Below are 16,926 nucleotides of genomic sequence, written 5' to 3'. Positions count from 1 at the left end.
TGCCCTCCCCCGCATTACAATGGCCGCATGAGCGCCGTCCCCAACCCGCAGACCCTCGCCGGACATTTCCTGATCGCCATGCCGAGCCTGGCCGAGCCGCCGTTTTCGCGCAGCGTGGCTTTCCTGTGCCAGCACGACGAGGACGGTGCCGTGGGCCTGCTGGTCAACCGGCTTTCCGAATACCGGCTCGGCGACGTGCTGGCGCAGCTCAAGCTCGACTGCAGCGACCTGGAGCTGGCCGACCGGCCGGTGCTGATCGGCGGTCCGGTGCAGCAGGAGCGCGGGTTCGTGCTGCACCGCGAGCACGGCCACTGGGAATCGAGCTATCGCATCAACGCCGAATGGTCGGTGACCACCTCGCGCGACATCCTGGTTGCCATGGCGGCCGGCGAAGGACCGCAGGATGCATTGATGGCGCTGGGCTACGCGGGCTGGAGCGCCGGCCAGCTCGAGCAGGAACTGAAAGACAACAGCTGGCTCACCGCAGAAGCGAACGAGCGGGTAATGTTCCACACCCCGCTGGAAGAACGCTGGAGCGCGGCCGCCGGCCTGGTCGGTGTCGATCCGCTGCAGCTTCCCGGCTACGCGGGCCACGCGTGACCGGCTGGCGGGCGATCGACGACACGGTCGAGCACGCATGAGCTGCGTGCTGGGTTTCGACGTCGGCAACAAGCTGATCGGCGTGGCCATCGGCAACACCATCACCGCAAGCGCCCGCGCCCTGGCTGTCATACCCGTTCGCGACAGCGGCCCGGACTGGGCGCAATTGGACGTGCTGCATAAGCAATGGCAGCCGGACACACTGGTCGTGGGCCTGCCGCTTGCGCTGGACGGCACCGTGCAGCCGGCCACCCGGCTGGCCCGCCGTTTCGCCGAACACTTGCGCGAGCGCTACCGGGCGCCGGTCGCCCTGGTGGACGAACAGCACAGCTCGCAGGAAGCCGCGCAGCGCTTCGCGCAGGCGCGTGCCGCCGGCACGAAGCGCCGCAGCGACGCGGCCAATATCGATGCGGAAGCCGCCGCGGTGATCCTCGAACGCTGGCTTGCCGCAGCAACCGCCTCCCACTAGCTTGAGCCTGGCCATCGCATGTTCATCCCTTCCCGCGCCTTCGAACCGCCCGCCATGAGCCCTCGCCTGCGCCACCTGACCACGCTGGAAAACCTGCCCCGCGCCTGCATCGAGCGCCTGCTCGATCGCGCGCTGTCGATGCGCGACGCCTGTGCCCACGGCACCCGCAAGCTCGACCTGCTCAACGGGCGAACCGTGCTCAATTTGTTCTTCGAACCGTCCACGCGCACGCGTACGTCGTTCGAACTGGCCGCTCGCCGACTGGGCGCGGACGTGATCAATTTCGACATCGGCTTCTCCTCCACCAGCAAGGGCGAAGAGTTGTTCGACACGCTGCACACGCTCGAGGCAATGCACCTGGACGCCATCGTGGTGCGCCACAAAGCCTCCGGAACGCCCGAGGAGCTGGTGCGCCACGCGATGAGCGGCGTATCGGTGATCAACGCCGGCGACGGCAACCGCGCGCATCCCACCCAAGGCCTGCTCGACGTGATGACCATCCGCGAGCACCGCCCGGATTTCGAGAACCTGGCGGTGGTGATCTGCGGCGACATCAAGCACTCGCGCGTGGCGCGCTCGGACGTGCATGCGCTCACCGCGATGGGAGTGCGGGAGATTCGCCTGTGCGGCCCCGCGCCGCTGATGTCGTCGCAGGAGGAATTTCCCCGCTGCGTATTCGTCGAGGATTTCGACGAGGCGATCGCCGGCGCCGATGCGGCGATCATGCTGCGCCTGCAGAAGGAGCGCATGAGCGCCACCGAACTTCCCGACGAGGCGGCGTACTTCGCCCGCTACGGCCTGGATACCCGCCGCCTCGGGTTGGCGGCCAAGGGCTGCCTGGTGATGCATCCGGGCCCGATCAACCGCGGCGTGGAAATCGCCTCGGACGTTGCCGACGGCGCGCAGTCGAAGATCCTCGAGCAGGTCGGCAACGGCGTGTTCGTCCGCATGGCGGTGCTGGGCGAGCTGCTCGCCCGCTGATCGCGGGCTTAAAGCCCCAACTGCAGGCACAGGCGGTTCGCCTCGGGGGCGCGGCATAATGGCCGCGCCTCTTTTTCTTTTTCAGGGAACCGAATCATGCGATCGACGAAGCGCACTCTCGCGCTGGCTTTGGCTGGCTTGTTGCTGGCGGCGTGTGGACACAAGGACAAGGACGCCCCGCTGGCCTTCGCCCCCGCGGACACGCCCTACGTGGTGGCCAACCTGGACGTGCTGGACGACGACACCCGCGCCGCCCTGTTCGCCCAGGCCGATGCCCAGATGCCGGCGGAAGTGGCCCAGCTGCGCGCCGCCGCCGACGAGATGGCCGCCAAGGACGCCGACACGGCCAACCTGCTGCGCGCCTTCGCCAAGGAGCTGGACGGCAAGACGGTCGAATCGTTCTCGCAGGGCGCCGGACTGGACCTCAAGGGCTACTCCGCGCTTTATGGCCTGGGCCTGGCGCCGGTGCTGCGTTTCCAGCTCAGCGACACTGACGCGTTCGAAGCGTTCGTCGGTCGCCTGGAATCCGCGTACGGCAAGAAGTTCGACGTCGCCAGCGTCGACAAGCAGAGCTACCGCCGCCACGTCTCGGTTGCCACGGGCACCCAGCTCATCCTGGCCGTGGTCGGCAAGCAGGCTGTCGCAGCGATCCTGCCCGCCGACGCTGCCCAGCCGCTGCTGCGCCAGGCGCTGGGCCTGGATCGCCCGGCCAGGAATCTTCAGGATGACGGCCGTCTGCCCAAGCTGGCTAAGGCCCGGGGCTACGAGCAGTGGGCGGTGGGCGAGCTCGACCTGACCCGCGCCCTGCCACTCGCCGCCAGCGGCAAGGACCCGTTGTTCAACGCCCTGCTCAAGGCCCGCGCGCAGGCCGAGTCGGCCAAGACGGGCGAGCCGGTCGCCAACCAGTTGCAGATCCCGCCCAGCTGCCAGGTCGATGCCACGCGCATCGCCAGCCGCGTGCCGCAACTGAGCTTCGGCTACACCCGGCTCGAAGCCAAGCACCAGGACATGCGTTGGGACGTCTCGCTGGCCAGCGACATCACCCAGGCCTTCAGCGGCCTGAAAGTGGAGTTGCCGGGACTCGGCACGACGCAGGCCACCTCGCCGTTCGAATTCTTCCTGGCCCTGCCGGTCGCGCAGATGCGCGCTTTCTGGGGCGCCCAGGCCGACGCGGTGGCAGCGAAGCCTTTCACCTGCCCCGCCCTGACCGACCTCAACGACACCTTCGCCAAGCTGGGTCAGAACATGCAGAAGGCGGCCATCCCGCCTTTCGGCGATCTGCTCGGACTGGGCCTCTCACTGGACAGCTTCACACCCGGCCAGGCCAATTCCATGCCGCAGTTCACCGGCCGACTGGTGCTTGGTACCAGCAATCCGGCCGGCCTGCTGGCGATGGGCCAGATGATGACCCCCGCACTGGCACAGCTGAAGCTCACGGCCGACGGGAAGCCGGTGGCGTTGCCGCCTAACCTCGCCAACATGTTCGGCCAGCCGGCGTGGCTGGCGATGGGCGCGAAGAGCCTCGGGCTCGGCATGGGCGCGGGCGAGGATGGCAAGCTTGCCGACGCGCTCAAGGCACCGATCGGCGACGCCGGCCAGATGCTGCGCATGCACCTCAACGGCCAGATGTACCTGGACTGGGTCAACCTGATGCAGCAGAAGGCCGACAGCCTGGCTTCCGCGGCAGCGGCGCTGAGCAAGGATGAGTCGGCCGGCACGGAAGACCCGGCCGACAAGGCCGCCACCGAGGCGCGCACCAAGGCGCAGTTCGCAGCCATGCGCGCCCAAGCGGCGCGCATCGAATCGATGGATGCCGAAGCCCACGTCGATGGCAACGGCCTGGTGATCAGCGGCCAGACCACGCTCAAGTAAGCGAGCGCCAAAGGCTTGCCAGACGGGGCGCCTCCAAGGGCGCCCCGTTTTTTTGGGTGCTGCTTCCATGCATGCACGTGACGCGAGCGCGCAACAGGCCGCTCACCCTCCTTTCGCGCCGTCCGAACCTTCCTTTCAGCCAGCCGTTCACAACGGTAATTGCCACTGAACGGCGAACCGGCTGACGCACACCTTGTTCACGGGAGCCCTGTTGCGATGACTCCCGCGGTGCAAACGCATCGTGTTGCGACATTCACCCAAGGAGAGTGCCATGCGTACCCATTCCGCGTTCCATCGAGCCTTCATCGCCGCCGGCCTGACCGCTGCGTTGGCCGCCGTGCCGTTCGCGCAGGCCCTCGCTCAGGACGCCGACGCGCAGTCCAGCGGCAGCATGCAATCGAGCGACCAGACCGTGCCGGGCAAGGTGGACGATGCCTGGATCACCACCAAGGTGAAGTCCGAATTCGCCACCACCTCCGAGATCCCCGCCAGCAAGATCTCTGTGGACACCCATGACGGCATGGTGCGGCTGACCGGTACGGTCGCCAGCAACATGGACAAGAACCGCGCCATCCAGGTCGCGCACAACGTCAAGGGCGTCAAGAGCGTCGATGCCACCGGCCTGACCGTGACCGCAGGTGCGGATTCTCCGTAACCCACCCCCGCCCGGCGCCAATCGGGCAATAAAAAAAAGGAGCCCCCGGGGCTCCTTTTTTTTATCCGTCGAGCTTCCGCGTACCAGGAGGATTTCGACTTCGGTGTTGCGCGCCAGTGCCCGGCGCGAGCGGATGATGGTGATTCGCGACGCCTCTCAGCGCCGGAGCATGCCGCCGCCGAACTGGTTGTTGTCGCGGGTATCTTCCAGCTCTACGCCTTCCAGACCCTGGGACAAGGTGTGCGCATCGCCGCCCTGGGCCAGCTTGATGCGCAAGCGCACCTCGTTGGAGCTGTCGGCGTGGCGAAGTGCGTCCTCGTAGCTGATCTCGCCGGCGTGATAGAGCTCGACCAGACTCTGGTCAAACGTGCGCATGCCGAGGTTGACCGAGTCCTTCATCACTTCCTTGATCTTGTGGATCTCGCCCTGGCGGATGTAGTCCTGCACCAGCGGCGTGCCCAGCAGCACCTCGACTGCCACGCGCCGCGCCTTGCCGTCGGGCGTGGGGATCAGCTGCTGCGCCACGATGCCCTTGAGGTTCAGCGAGAGGTCCATGAACAACTGCTGGCGCCGGTCTTCGGGGAAGAAATGCAGGATGCGGTCGATCGCCTGGTTGGCGTTGTTCGCATGCAGTGTGCACAGGCACAGGTGTCCGGTCTCGGAGAAGTTGATCGCGTACTCCATCGTCTCGCGGGTACGAACCTCGCCGATCAGGATCACGTCGGGCGCCTGGCGCAGGGTGTTCTTCAGCGCGTTATCCCAGCTGTCGGTGTCGATGCCGAGCTCGCGCTGGGTAATGATGCAGCCCTCGTGCTTGTGCACGTACTCGATCGGGTCTTCGATCGTGATGATGTGGCCGGTCGAATTCTGGTTGCGGTAACCCACCATCGCGGCCAGCGAGGTCGACTTACCCGAACCGGTGGCGCCGACGAAGATGATGATGCCGCGCTTGGTCATCGACAGCGTCTTGAGCACCGGCGGCAGCGTGAGCTCCTCGAAGGTGGGGATCTTCGACTCGATCCGGCGCAGCACCATGCCCACGCAGTTGCGCTGGTAGAAGCACGACACGCGGAAGCGGCCCACGCCCTGCGCTGAGATCGCGAACTGGCACTCGTGGGTCTTCTCGAACTCCTCGCGCTGCGCCGGCGTCATGATGTTGAGCACCATGTCGCGCGCCTGCTGCACGGACAGCGGGCTCTGCGTGATCGGCACGACGCGGCCCTGCAGCTTCATCGACGGCGCCACGCCGGCGGTGACGAACAGGTCCGATGCCTTCTTGTGCACCATCAGCTTGAGGAAGGAGGTGAAGTCGAAATCGCTCATGGTGGTCTCCTCCGGGAGACGGATCCGGGGTGAAACAGCAGGAAGGCGCGGCGCCGTTCCTTACTTGAAAATGTCCTTGTTCTTGGCATACCCGATGGCTTCCTGCCGCGCGACCAGGCCGCGCTTGACGAGATCCTGCAGAATCTGGTCCAGCGTCTGCATGCCGTACTGCTGGCCGGTCTGGATCGCCGAGTACATCTGCGCGACCTTGTCCTCGCGGATCAGGTTGCGGATCGCAGGGACCGCGACCATGATCTCGTGCGCCGCGATTCGCCCGCCGCCGACCTTCTTGAGCAGCGTCTGGGAAATCACCGCGCGCAACGATTCGGAGAGCATCGAGCGCACCATCGGCTTCTCGCCGGCCGGGAACACGTCGATGATGCGGTCGATGGTCTTGGCCGCCGAGCTGGTGTGCAGGGTGCCGAACACCAGGTGACCGGTTTCCGCGGCGGTCAGCGCCAGGCGGATGGTTTCCAGGTCGCGCAACTCGCCCACCAGGATGTAGTCGGGATCTTCGCGCAGCGCCGAGCGCAACGCCTCGTTGAAGCCGTGGGTGTCGCGATGCACCTCGCGCTGGTTGACCAGGCACTTCTGCGAGGTATGCACGAACTCGATCGGATCTTCGACCGTGAGCATGTGCCCGTATTCGTTCTTGTTGATGTGGTCGACCATCGCCGCCAGCGTGGTCGACTTGCCCGAACCGGTCGGGCCGGTGACCAGGATCAGCCCCTGCGGCTGTTCGATCAGCTCGCGGAAGATGCGCGGCGCGCCGAGGTCTTCCAGGGTCAGCACTTCGGATGGAATCGTGCGGAACACCGCGCCGGCGCCGCGGTTCTGGTTGAACGCGTTGACGCGGAAGCGCGCAAGGCCGGGGATCTCGAACGAGAAGTCTGTCTCGTAGAACTCTTCGTAGTCGCGCCGCTGCTTGTCCGACATGATGTCGTAGATCAGCGAATGGACCTGCTTGTGCTCCAGCGGCGGGATGTTGATGCGACGCACGTCGCCGTCCACGCGGATCATCGGCGGCAGGCCGGCCGAAAGATGCAGGTCCGAGGCCTTGTTCTTGACCGAAAAGGCCAACAGTTCGGCGATGTCCATCGGGCGTTTCCCCTTAAAACGTTCGTCTGGATGAATAGCGGTACTGCGCAGGGGACCGCCCGGTCGCGCGCTCGCGCACGCGCCCCGTCGCCTTCGAGCCGGCCATCCGACAACCCCCTCGCAACGAGCCGATACTACTCGCGCGAATGGCTTTGCGACCAGTGGGTTGGCGGCTTCGGATGCGGAAACTGCGATGGCTTCCCGCCAGTTCCCTTGTCTCCTGCCGGAACGCCCTACCCTTCGCTGGACTGGACACGGTGGTCGCGCACGGCTGCGCTCCTGCAGGGGTTGGGCCGGCCGTGTCACCCGCCCGCCGGCCGCTTCGGGTTAAGGTATCGGGCCCCACAACCCAAGGGACCGGCATGACACGACTTGCCTTCATCGGCGGCGGAAACATGGCGCGCAGCCTGATCGGCGGCCTGCTCAAGACGGGCGCTGCGGCTTCGTCCATCCGCGTGGCCGAACCGCAGGCGCAGGCGCGCGAAGCACTCGCCCGCGAGTTCGGTGTGGCGACCTTCGCCGAAAACCGGCTGGCCGCCGAGGACGCCGACATCCTGCTCCTGGCGGTCAAGCCGCAGATCATGCCGGCGCTGCAGGCCGAGCTGCGCGATGTGCTGCAACGCCAGCGCCCGCTGGTGATTTCTATCGCCGCCGGCGTGCGGCTCGACCAGCTCGAGCGCTGGTTCGGCGCACATCTGCCGATCGTGCGCTGCATGCCCAACACGCCCGCCCTGATCGGCGCCGGCGCCACCGGCCTGTGCGCCAACGCCCGGGTCAGCCCGCCGCAGAAGGCGCAGGCGCAGCACATCCTGGACGCGGTGGGGCTGACCCGCTGGATCGACGACGAAGCGCTGATGGATACCGTCACCGGATTATCCGGCTCGGGGCCGGCCTACTTCTTCGCGCTGGTCGAAGCGCTGGAGGACGCCGCGACGGCACAGGGCCTTCCGCGCGAGACCGCGCGGGCGCTGGCCGCGCAGACCTGCCTGGGCGCCGGCCGCATGCTGGTCGAGAGCGGCGAGGCCCCGGGCGAGCTGCGCCGACGGGTCACTTCGCCCAACGGCACCACCCAGGCTGCGCTGGAAAGCTTTGCCGCCGACGGCCTGCCGCGCATCGCAGCCCATGCCGTGGCCGCCGCGACCCGACGCGGGGCCGAACTGGCCGCCGAACTGGACGCCAAGGAGTCACGCCCGTGATCTACCTGCTGAACGCGTTTTCGCTGCTGCTGGAGATCGCCTTCGACGTCGTGGCCACGCTGTTCGTGCTGCGGCTGCTGGCCGAGGCCGGGCGCGCCGACTTCCGCAACCCGATCAGCCAGTTCGTCTATCGCTACACCAATCCGGTACTGGCACCGATCCGGCGTGTGCTGCCCAACTGGCGCCGGCTCAACCTGGCCGCGCTGCTGGTGTGCTACCTGGTGATGCTGGTCAAGCGCGTGGTGCTGTTCGCGTTGGTCGGGACATTGCCGCATCTGACCGGGCTGCTGGTGCTGGCACTGGCCGACCTGCTCGACTTCGTGCTGCTGTTCTACCTGGTGCTGGTGTTCGGCTGGTCGCTGCTCAGCATGTTCGCCGTGGACACCTACCACCCCGTACTGCGGCTGGTGGAGGGCATCGTCGACCCGCTGCTGAAGCCGCTGCGCGGCAAGCTCGTGGTGGGCATGCTCGACTTCTCGCCGGCCGTGGTGATGATCGTCCTGTTGCTCGCGCGCATCCTCGTCGCGGCGCCGCTGTTCGACTGGGGTAACCAGCTGGCGCGCGGGTTTTAGCCGCCTCACTGGCAGGCGCGTACCTGTGCGCGCCCGCGGGCATCCGGTCGCGCCCAAGGGCGCTCCTACAGGCGTCGGTCCGCCCAGGCCGCAATGATGCGGTGCAGTTCGTCCAGCCCATCGAACAACGCGGCCGGCCCCGGTTGCAGGATGATGGGCGACTTGACCTCATGCAGCTCGCCGGCGCGTACCGCCGGAATGGCATCCCAGCCCGGCCGCGCCGCCACCTTCTCCGGGCGGAAGCGCTTGCCGCACCACGAACCCATGATGATGTCCGGCGCGCGGCGCACGACCTCCGCGCCATCGGCAAGGATGCGCTGTTTCGCCAGCGACTCGCCCGCCAGCTCGGGAAAGGCGTCCTCGCCGCCGGCGATACCGATCAGTTCGGCCACCCAGCGGATGCCGGTGATGATCGGCTCGTCCCATTCCTCGAAATACACCTTCGGCCGCCGCGGCAGCTGCGCGGCCGCCACGCGGACTTCGGCGATGTGCGCTTCCGCGCGCCGCGCATACGCCTCGGCCTTCTCGTAGGCGCCGACCATGGCCCCCAACCGGCGGATGTAGGCCAGGATGCCTTCCACGCTGCGGTGGTTGCTGATCCATACCTCCACGCCAGCCTTGATCAGATCACGCGCGATGTCCGCCTGGATGTCGGAAAAACCGATCGCCAGGTCCGGCTCCAGTTTCAGGATCTCGCCGATCTTCGCGCTGGTGAACGCAGAAACCTTAGGCTTTTCCTTGCGGGCCCGCGGCGGCCGCACGGTGAAACCGGAGATGCCGACGATGCGATGCGCCTCGCCCAGCGCGTAGAGCACTTCGGTCGGTTCTTCGGTGAGGCAGACGATGCGTTGCGGAAAACCGTCCATCAGTGCCCCAGCACGGTCACCGAAACCCTGCGCTGGTGCGGCTCGCGGCGGTGTTCCCACAGGTAGATGCCCTGCCACGTCCCCAACTGCGGCTTGCCTCCATGGACCGGCACGGTGAGGCTCACGCCGGTGAGGATCGCGCGGACGTGGGCCGGCATGTCGTCCGGCCCTTCGGCGTCGTGTTCGAACAGGGGATCGCCATCACGCACGGCGCGCGCGAACCAGCGCTCCAGGTCCGCGCGCACGGTCGGATCGGCGTTCTCGCAAATCAGCAGCGAGCAGCTGGTGTGCAGGGTAAAAACGTTGGCGATGCCGGTCTGCACGTGGCTGGCGGCGATCGCCTCGGCCACCTTGCTGGTGATATCGCAGAAGCCACGCTCGCGCGTGTGCACGACGAAACCGTTCTGGGCGACGTGCGGCGCGGGCTGGGCGTGGCTCACGGGTAGAGCAGCCGGCTGGTCCAGGTCTGCCCGTGGCGGCTCCAGCGCACGCGCTCGTGCAGCCGGAACTGCGCGCCGTACCAGAACTCGACCATGTCCGGCTCTACCACGAAGCCGCCCCAGTGCGGCGGGCGCGGCACGTCGCGGCCCTCGTATTCCTTCTCGCACCGCGCCATGCGCTGCTCGAAGGTGTCGCGGTCCGGCAGTGTCTGCGACTGCAGCGACGCCCACGCGCCAATCTGGCTGCCGCGCGCACGGCTGGCGAAATAGGCGTCGGACTCCTCCGCCAGCAGCTTGCGCGCCGCGCCCTCCACGCGAACCTGCACGCCCTGGCGCAGCTGCTTCCAGTGGAAGCAAAGTGCAACCTGCGGATGCGCGTCCAATTGCACGCCCTTGTCGCTTTCGTAGTTCGTGAAGAAGCGGAAACCCCGCTCGTCGGCGCCCTTCAGCAGCACGACGCGCGAGCTGACCCGGCCGGCCGCGTCGGCGGTCGCCAGGTTCATCGCAGTGGGTTCGGAGTCGCCGCCGGTGGTGGCCTCGTCCAGCAGGCCGCGGAAGGTATCCAGGATCTCGCGTTTGAGCATGACTCTTGCATCGTGGCGGCGCCGCGCCATCATGCGCGGATGACCAACGATGCTAGCACGCAGAACGTCGCCCTCGCCGGCCACCTGCTCGACCACTATGCCGGGCGCATCGCGCGTTCACGCCGCCCCTACATCCTGGGGCTGTCGGGCCTGCAGGGCAGCGGCAAGAGCACCCTGGCGCGGGTGATGAAGGCCGGCGCCGAAACCCGCGGCTGGGCCACCGACGTGCTCACGCTGGACGACTTCTATTATCCGCGCGGCGAGCGCGAGGCCCTGGCGCGCGAAGTGCATCCGTTGCTGCGCACCCGCGGCGTGCCCGGGACGCACGAGATCGAACTGCTGCTCTCGGTGCTGGCGGCGCTGCCGCAGGCATCGGAGAAACTGCCGGTCACCTGGCCGCGCTTCGACAAGGGCCGCGACACCCGCGTGCCGCCCTCGCGCTGGCCCAAGGTGACGCGGCCACCGAAGCTGGTGATCCTTGAAGGCTGGGCGCTGGGCCTGCGCCCGCAACTGCAGGCGGCGCTGGAAACACCGGTCAACGCGCTCGAGCGCGACGACGACCCGGACTGCCGCTGGCGCCATTGGGTGAACAAGCAGTTGCGCGCCTACCAGCCGCTGTGGCGCAAGCTCGATGCGCTGATCGTGCTGCAGGCGCCCAGTTGGGACGTGGTGCGCCGCTGGCGCGGCGAACAGGAGGAGGCCCTGCTCGCGCGCAAGGCACCACTGGCGATGGATGCCGAGGCGATGGTCCGCTTCCTGGCGCACTTCGAGCGCCTTAGCCGCCACGCGCTGGCCACGTTGCCTGCGCTGGCCGACAGCATGGTCGAGTACGACGAGGACCGGCACGTCACCGGCCTGGCCCACGCCTGAGCGCGCCACCGCTCTGCACGAGCCCGCTTGTGGGCAAAGCTCTTCCTAGTCGCCTCAGAAGCGGGCTCTATCGTTCCTCGCGCAGCGCCGCGGCGTAGCCGTCGCGCGCATCCGGCCACCCGGGCGCCCAGCCGCTGGCCCTCAACCGTGCATTGCCGAGCCGCTTGCTGCCCACGCCCGCCGGTCCCGGACCCTCTGGCGGCGGGGGCGCACCGACGAGTGACGCCAGGTGGTCGTACAACACGTGCAGAGGGAGCGGCGTGTCATCCACGCCAAGGTAGAGCGGGCGTGGATCGGACAATTGCAGCAGATGCACGATCGCCGTAGCGGCGTCGTCGACATGGATCCGGTTCGCCCAATGCGGTGCCCCACGAGGCACGGCTGCCTGACCGGCAAGCAGCCGCTCGATCAGCTGCAGGCGCCCCGGTCCGTAAAGCCCGGCCAGTCGCAGCACCGTCGCTGGCAGTGCCTGCGTCGCCAGCCAACGCTCGGCTTCGAGCAGCACGGCGCCGTTGAAACCGGGCGGAGCCGGTGGCGTGTCCTCGTCGACCCAGCGGCCTTCCCGCTCGCCGTAGACGGCGCTGGAGGAGACGAACACGATGCGCGCCAGTCGGCTCTTATCCAGGCGATCCAGCAATCCGCGCAAGCCATGGAGGAACACCGCCTCGTACGCCGCCCGCTCGCGCGCGCCCGGCGCGGGCAGGTAAGCCAGGTGCGTGATTCCGTCGGGTAGCTTTCCAAGCGTGGCGGGCGCGGTCAGGTCGCCGGCAAGCCATCGGATGCCGTCGTCGCTGTCCGCCGGAGGATGCCGGCGCAGCGCATAAATCTCGTGCCCCTGCGCGCGCAGCAGCCGCGCCGCGCGCTGCCCCACATCGCCGCAGCCGGCCAGCAAGACGCGTTCGCCCGTGGTTGCTAGCATGCGCGCATGAACCCCTCGTGCAACCTGTTCCTGATCGGCCCGACCGGTGCCGGCAAGACGTCGATCGGTCGACGCCTCGCAGCGCATTATGGCCTGCCGTTCCTCGATCTCGACCAGGAGATCGAACGCCATTGCGGCGTGGACGTGCGCTGCGTGTTCGAGATCGAGGGCGAGGCGGGCTTCCGCCAACGCGAGGGCGCGCTCCTCGATGCGCTCAGCGCACGTGCCGGTGTGCTGCTGGCCACCGGTGCCGGCGCGGTGCTGGATCCGGTCAATCGCCGGCGCCTGGCCGAACGCGGTTTCGTGCTGTGGCTCGACACTACGGTCGAACAGCAACTCGAACGCCTGGCCCGCGATACCAAGCGCCCGCTGCTGGCGGGCGAGGATCGCCGCGGCAAGCTGGAGGCGATGGCACAGTCCCGCGGATCGCTTTACCGCGAGATCGCCGACCTGCGCCTGCCCGGCGAACACGAAGGCGTGGCGGCGGCGAGCGAGCGTTGCCTCGCCCTGCTCGAACAGCACTGGCATCGGCAGCAGGCCGCATGAACGACACTGACGTGCAAACGATCGACGTGGCGCTCGGTGCCCGGTGCTACCCGGTGTGGATCGGTCGCGGCCTGCTGGACGACCCCGCCCGCTGGCGCGCGCGCCTGCGCGGGCGCCATGTCCTCGTGATCAGCAACACCACCGTGGCGCCACTTTATCTCGAGCGGGTCGCACAAGGCCTCGATGGGCTGCACTGGTCCAGCTTCCTGCTCGACGACGGCGAGGCCCACAAGAACTTCGGCAACGTGGGCCGCGCACTGGAGGCGCTCGCCACGCTGGGCGCCACGCGCGACGCCTGCATCATCGCGCTGGGTGGGGGCGTGGTCGGCGACCTGGCGGGCTTCGCCGCGGCTTGCTGGATGCGCGGCATCGACTTCATCCAGATGCCGACGACCCTGCTGGCGATGGTCGACTCCTCGGTCGGCGGCAAGACCGGCGTGAACCTGCCGGCCGGCAAGAACCTCGTCGGTGCCTTTCACCAGCCACGTGCGGTGATCGCCGACATCGACACCCTGGCAACCCTGCCCGACCGCGAATACCGCGCCGGGCTGGCCGAGGTGGTGAAGGGCGCGGCGATCGGTGACGTGGCGTTCTTCGCGTGGCTCGAAGCCAACGCCGAGGCGCTCGCACGACGCGATACCGCCACGCTCGTCGAGGCGATCGCAAGCAAGGTCCGCTACAAGGCCAACGTGGTCGCGCGCGACGAAACCGAACAGGGCGAGCGCGCCCTGCTCAATTTCGGCCACACCTTCGGCCACGCGCTGGAAACGGCCGGCCATTACACCACCCTGCTGCACGGGGAAGCGGTCGCCATCGGCATGGTGCTGGCCGCACGCCTGTCCGAGCGGCTGGGCATGAGCGATGCCGCCGATACCGCACGCCTGCAGCGCCTGCTCGAGCGCCTCGGCTTGTCGGTCGCGTTGCCGCCCGGCATGTCGCCGGAACAGCTGCTCGAACTGATGCGGCTGGACAAGAAGAACACCGCCGGCACGCTGCGGCTGATCCTCTGGCGTGGCATCGGCAAGGCCAGGATCGTGGCGGGCACCGACGAAACCGTCGTGTTGGCGACATTGGCTGAGGCCACTTCCGGACACGCATCATCCGGCCGGTCGATCGTGCCGTAGGGTGGGCTTCGGCCCACAGCCGTTTTCGCAAGCGACGATGGCGGGTTGAAGCCAATCCTCAGGGCGCGCGGTCCCGCGCCTCGCCAGCATCGCGACGGCCCTCTAGAATGTGCGCCTTGCGGCACCCTTGCCGCACCATCACGGACACCATGCGCCTCTACCTGCAAACCATGCCCGCTTCGGCCGAGGCGCCGCGCTACGTGCAGATCGTGCTCGAGCAGGATCTGCTCGGCGGCTGGACGCTGTACCGCGAAAGCGGCACGCAGGGCGGCAAGGCCACGCTCAAGCGCGAGCAGTTCCTCGAACGCGACGCGGCCATCGCGGCGTTCGAGAAGGCGCGCGATGCGCAGCTGAGGCGTGGCTTCCGCGTGATGTTCGCCCAGGGCCTGGATGGCCCGCACGGACGCTGACATGAACGCTCCGCTCAAGAACGATCGCTTCCTGCGCGCCCTGCGCCGCGAGCCCACCGACACCACGCCGATCTGGGTGATGCGCCAGGCCGGCCGCTACCTGCCCGAGTACCGCGCCACGCGCGAGCGCGCCGGCAGCTTCATGGGCCTGGCGCAGAACCCCGAGTTCGCCTGCGAGGTGACATTGCAGCCGCTGGAGCGTTTCGAGCTCGACGCGGCGATCCTGTTCTCGGACATCCTCACCATCCCCGACGCGATGGGTCTGGGCCTGTCCTTCGCACAGGGCGAGGGACCGCAGTTCGCACGCCCCGTGCGCAGCGCCGCCGACATCGCGCGGCTGGCGGTGCCCGACATGGACGGCGAGCTGCGCTACGTGATGGATGCGGTGCACCTGATCCGCCGTGAACTCGGCGGGCGGGTGCCGCTGATCGGGTTCTCCGGGAGTCCGTGGACGCTGGCCTGCTACATGGTCGAAGGCCACGGCTCGCGCGACTTCGCCACGCTCAAGGCGATGTGCTGGAACGAACCGAAGCTCGCCCACCAGCTGCTCGCCACGCTGGCGCGCGCGGTCGCCAGCTACCTGGCGGCGCAGGCCGCCGCGGGCGCGCAGGCGCTGATGGTGTTCGACACCTGGGGCGGCCTGCTCGGTCCCGCGCCGTTTCGCGAGTTCTCGCTGCGCTACATGAGCGAGGTGGTCGCCGCGTTGAAGGCCGACCCGCAGGCCCGCGACCTGCCGGTGATCCTGTTCTCCAAGGGCGCCGGCCCGCACCTGGCCGAGATGTCGGGCACCGGCTGCGACGCGCTGGGCGTGGACTGGACCATCGATCTAGCCGACGCCCGCCGCGCCGTGGCGGGCAAGGTCGCCCTGCAGGGCAACCTCGACCCCGCCGTGCTGCGTTCCAATCCCGAGGTCATCCGCCGCGAGGCACGCGCCGTGATGGACAGCTACGGCAACCATCCCGGCCACGTCTTCAACCTTGGCCATGGCATCACGCCCGAGGTGGAACCCGATCACGTCAAGGTGCTGGTCGACGAGGTGCACGCCTACGGCCGCCGGCTGCGCGAGGGTTGAGGTGGCCTGGCTGATCACCAAGTACCTGGTTACCGCCGCCGTGGTGGTGCTGGTATCGGAGGCCGCCAAGCGCAGCGACCGGCTGGGCGGCCTGCTCGGCGCACTGCCGATGGTGACGATCCTGGCGCTGGTCTGGCTTTACGTGGAACACCAGTCGCCGCAGAAGATCGCCAACCACGCCTGGTACACCTTCTGGTACGTGCTGCCGACGCTGCCGATGTTCCTGGTCTTCCCGGCCCTGCTGCCCCGGCTGGGCTTCTGGTTCACCCTGCTCGCCTGCGCCGTCATCACGGTGGCGTGCTTCGGCCTGTTCGCGCTGGCGGTGCGACGCTTCGGGATCGAGCTGCTCTAGCGGGAAGCGCCCACCTACCATACCCCCGCTTGCCCTGTCCATACCTCAGGCGCATAGTGGGGCCGCCGGCGACTGGCCGGTCGGCAAAAAGGCATGGGGGTGCCGTTATGTCGCGAGTCAATCCTTTCAGCACGCCAGGCTCGATCACGAGCCAATCATCGGCGCCATCGGGGCAATACGTCTTTCGCTCTCCGAACTCACTCGGCAATGGGGTCCGGGGCGTGATCGGGGCCTTCGTCCTGCTGACGCTGGCGGTCCTCGGCGTCATGGCCTACGGGCTGCAGCTGCTCCAGCAGGGCATCGACAGCGGGATCACCGCGACACTGCAGGACAAGCTGGCGGGGGCCGGCTGGCTGCAACTGAACCTGTTCCGCCTGCAACTGGTGCTCATGCTGGCCTGCTACATCTGGGCCGGCTGCTGGGTGTACCGGATGGCCTGCAATGTCCGTGCGCTTGGGGCCAGGGGCCTGGACGACTCGCCCGGTTGGGCAGTTGGCTGGTACGCGGTCCCGGTCATGAACCTGGTGCGGCCGTTGCGCGCGATGACGCAGATCTGGCTGGGTTCCCAGGCACCGACGCGCTGGCAGAAGCTCGGCACGCCGTCGCTGCTTCGCCTGTGGTGGGTCTTCTGGATCGCCGGCAACCTGTCCTACTGGTTCGTCACGCAGTACCTGAAGCCCGAGCACACGTTCGATGGGCTGCATACCCAGCAGTTGCTGCTGATCGGTGGGCAGGGCCTGAACCTGTGCGCCGCGGCGCTGTTCCTGCTGGTCGTGACCCGCCTGACGCGCGTACAGGTGGAGCAGCACGAGCAACAGCAGGCGGTGCCACCTGTACACGCGGCGTCGCTGGCCGACGCCTTCGTGGCCTAGCTCCGGCCGTGATCTGGCCCATCCGGGGCCCTGGCTCGCCACGAGCCGGGGCCTTTCGGCTGTCTGCGTGAGACTGGCCGGCGGACGGTCTGCTTGGGGCGATCA

The 16,926-nt window shown here is 68.0% G+C and carries 20 protein-coding genes; 14 read left to right on the top strand and 6 right to left on the bottom strand.

Annotated elements, in window-relative coordinates:
- The first annotated feature begins 27 nt into the window (after positions 1-27).
- From ACFWZ1_RS05210 to ACFWZ1_RS05190, 5 genes are all read left to right on the top strand, one after another.
- Positions 28-600 carry a YqgE/AlgH family protein gene (locus ACFWZ1_RS05210; protein WP_231324253.1) on the top strand — a complete coding sequence of 191 codons (573 nt, stop codon included), beginning with the start codon at positions 28-30 and terminating at the stop codon, positions 598-600.
- Between the two features lie 37 nt (positions 601-637).
- On the top strand, positions 638-1,069 hold the full coding sequence (gene ruvX / locus ACFWZ1_RS05205; protein WP_231324251.1) for a Holliday junction resolvase RuvX: 432 nt from the start codon (positions 638-640) through the stop codon (positions 1,067-1,069).
- Between the two features lie 54 nt (positions 1,070-1,123).
- Positions 1,124-2,050 (top strand): aspartate carbamoyltransferase catalytic subunit, encoded by a 927-nt coding sequence (locus ACFWZ1_RS05200; RefSeq protein WP_439665653.1) that lies wholly within the window; start codon positions 1,124-1,126, stop codon positions 2,048-2,050.
- 96 nt (positions 2,051-2,146) lie between these two features.
- Complete coding sequence (locus tag ACFWZ1_RS05195) at positions 2,147-3,922, top strand: hypothetical protein (protein ID WP_439665652.1); 1,776 nt, start codon at positions 2,147-2,149, stop codon at positions 3,920-3,922.
- Between the two features lie 271 nt (positions 3,923-4,193).
- Positions 4,194-4,577, top strand: a complete 384-nt coding sequence (locus tag ACFWZ1_RS05190) for a BON domain-containing protein (RefSeq protein ID WP_231324246.1) — start codon at positions 4,194-4,196, stop codon at positions 4,575-4,577.
- A gap of 156 nt (positions 4,578-4,733) precedes the next feature.
- On the opposite strand, the gene ACFWZ1_RS05185 is transcribed toward ACFWZ1_RS05190, so the two are convergent.
- Both ACFWZ1_RS05185 and ACFWZ1_RS05180 read right to left on the bottom strand, forming a co-directional pair.
- Positions 4,734-5,900, bottom strand: coding sequence for a PilT/PilU family type 4a pilus ATPase (locus tag ACFWZ1_RS05185; protein WP_439665651.1), 1,167 nt, complete (start codon positions 5,898-5,900; stop codon positions 4,734-4,736).
- A 60-nt stretch (positions 5,901-5,960) separates the two neighbouring features.
- Positions 5,961-6,998: a type IV pilus twitching motility protein PilT gene (locus tag ACFWZ1_RS05180; protein ID WP_231324242.1), complete on the bottom strand. Its 1,038-nt coding sequence runs from the start codon at positions 6,996-6,998 to the stop codon at positions 5,961-5,963.
- A gap of 362 nt (positions 6,999-7,360) precedes the next feature.
- On the opposite strand from ACFWZ1_RS05180, the gene proC reads away from it, so the two are divergent.
- Together proC and ACFWZ1_RS05170 are read left to right on the top strand one after the other, a co-directional pair.
- Positions 7,361-8,194, top strand: coding sequence for a pyrroline-5-carboxylate reductase (proC, locus tag ACFWZ1_RS05175; RefSeq protein ID WP_231324240.1), 834 nt, complete (start codon positions 7,361-7,363; stop codon positions 8,192-8,194).
- On the top strand, positions 8,191-8,766 hold the full coding sequence (locus tag ACFWZ1_RS05170; protein ID WP_231324239.1) for a YggT family protein: 576 nt from the start codon (positions 8,191-8,193) through the stop codon (positions 8,764-8,766). The genes proC and ACFWZ1_RS05170 overlap by 4 nt, the downstream gene beginning before the upstream one ends.
- A gap of 65 nt (positions 8,767-8,831) precedes the next feature.
- On the opposite strand, the gene ACFWZ1_RS05165 is transcribed toward ACFWZ1_RS05170, so the two are convergent.
- The 3 genes from ACFWZ1_RS05165 to pdxH are packed head-to-tail and all read right to left on the bottom strand — an operon-like array spanning position 8,832 to position 10,656.
- A complete protein-coding gene (locus ACFWZ1_RS05165) occupies positions 8,832-9,632 on the bottom strand; it encodes an ABC transporter substrate-binding protein (protein WP_439665650.1) in 801 nt (266 codons plus the stop codon).
- Positions 9,632-10,072 (bottom strand): secondary thiamine-phosphate synthase enzyme YjbQ, encoded by a 441-nt coding sequence (locus tag ACFWZ1_RS05160; RefSeq protein WP_231324235.1) that lies wholly within the window; start codon positions 10,070-10,072, stop codon positions 9,632-9,634. Before ACFWZ1_RS05160 ends, ACFWZ1_RS05165 begins: the two co-directional genes overlap by 1 nt.
- On the bottom strand, positions 10,069-10,656 hold the full coding sequence (pdxH, locus tag ACFWZ1_RS05155; protein ID WP_439665649.1) for a pyridoxamine 5'-phosphate oxidase: 588 nt from the start codon (positions 10,654-10,656) through the stop codon (positions 10,069-10,071). The genes ACFWZ1_RS05160 and pdxH overlap by 4 nt, the downstream gene beginning before the upstream one ends.
- 39 nt (positions 10,657-10,695) lie before the next feature.
- On the opposite strand from pdxH, the gene ACFWZ1_RS05150 reads away from it, so the two are divergent.
- A complete protein-coding gene (locus tag ACFWZ1_RS05150; RefSeq protein WP_439665648.1) occupies positions 10,696-11,526 on the top strand; it encodes a kinase in 831 nt (276 codons plus the stop codon).
- A 67-nt stretch (positions 11,527-11,593) separates the two neighbouring features.
- On the opposite strand, the gene ACFWZ1_RS05145 is transcribed toward ACFWZ1_RS05150, so the two are convergent.
- Positions 11,594-12,445: an SDR family oxidoreductase gene (locus ACFWZ1_RS05145; RefSeq protein WP_439665647.1), complete on the bottom strand. Its 852-nt coding sequence runs from the start codon at positions 12,443-12,445 to the stop codon at positions 11,594-11,596.
- 6 nt (positions 12,446-12,451) lie between these two features.
- On the opposite strand from ACFWZ1_RS05145, the gene ACFWZ1_RS05140 reads away from it, so the two are divergent.
- The 6 genes from ACFWZ1_RS05140 (at position 12,452) to ACFWZ1_RS05115 (ending at position 16,821) form a co-directional block, all read left to right on the top strand.
- Positions 12,452-12,991 carry a shikimate kinase gene (locus tag ACFWZ1_RS05140; RefSeq protein WP_439665646.1) on the top strand — a complete coding sequence of 180 codons (540 nt, stop codon included), beginning with the start codon at positions 12,452-12,454 and terminating at the stop codon, positions 12,989-12,991.
- Positions 12,988-14,115 (top strand): 3-dehydroquinate synthase, encoded by a 1,128-nt coding sequence (gene aroB / locus ACFWZ1_RS05135; protein ID WP_439665645.1) that lies wholly within the window; start codon positions 12,988-12,990, stop codon positions 14,113-14,115. Before ACFWZ1_RS05140 ends, aroB begins: the two co-directional genes overlap by 4 nt.
- A gap of 149 nt (positions 14,116-14,264) precedes the next feature.
- Complete coding sequence (locus tag ACFWZ1_RS05130; RefSeq protein WP_439665644.1) at positions 14,265-14,525, top strand: WGR domain-containing protein; 261 nt, start codon at positions 14,265-14,267, stop codon at positions 14,523-14,525.
- Between the two features lies 1 nt (position 14,526).
- On the top strand, positions 14,527-15,597 hold the full coding sequence (gene hemE / locus ACFWZ1_RS05125; RefSeq protein WP_439665643.1) for a uroporphyrinogen decarboxylase: 1,071 nt from the start codon (positions 14,527-14,529) through the stop codon (positions 15,595-15,597).
- Position 15,598: 1 nt separating this feature from the next.
- Positions 15,599-15,949, top strand: a complete 351-nt coding sequence (locus tag ACFWZ1_RS05120; protein WP_231324222.1) for a DUF3147 family protein — start codon at positions 15,599-15,601, stop codon at positions 15,947-15,949.
- Between the two features lie 221 nt (positions 15,950-16,170).
- On the top strand, positions 16,171-16,821 hold the full coding sequence (locus ACFWZ1_RS05115; RefSeq protein ID WP_231324220.1) for a DUF4328 domain-containing protein: 651 nt from the start codon (positions 16,171-16,173) through the stop codon (positions 16,819-16,821).
- The last annotated feature ends 105 nt before the right edge of the window (positions 16,822-16,926 follow it).

The sequence above is a fragment of the Frateuria sp. GZRe14 genome (genome assembly GCF_051900395.1).
GTDB lineage: Bacteria > Pseudomonadota > Gammaproteobacteria > Xanthomonadales > Rhodanobacteraceae > Frateuria_A > Frateuria_A edaphi.
The sequence above is the reverse complement of the archived record's forward strand: the minus strand, read 5'-3'. Positions and strand labels throughout refer to the sequence as shown.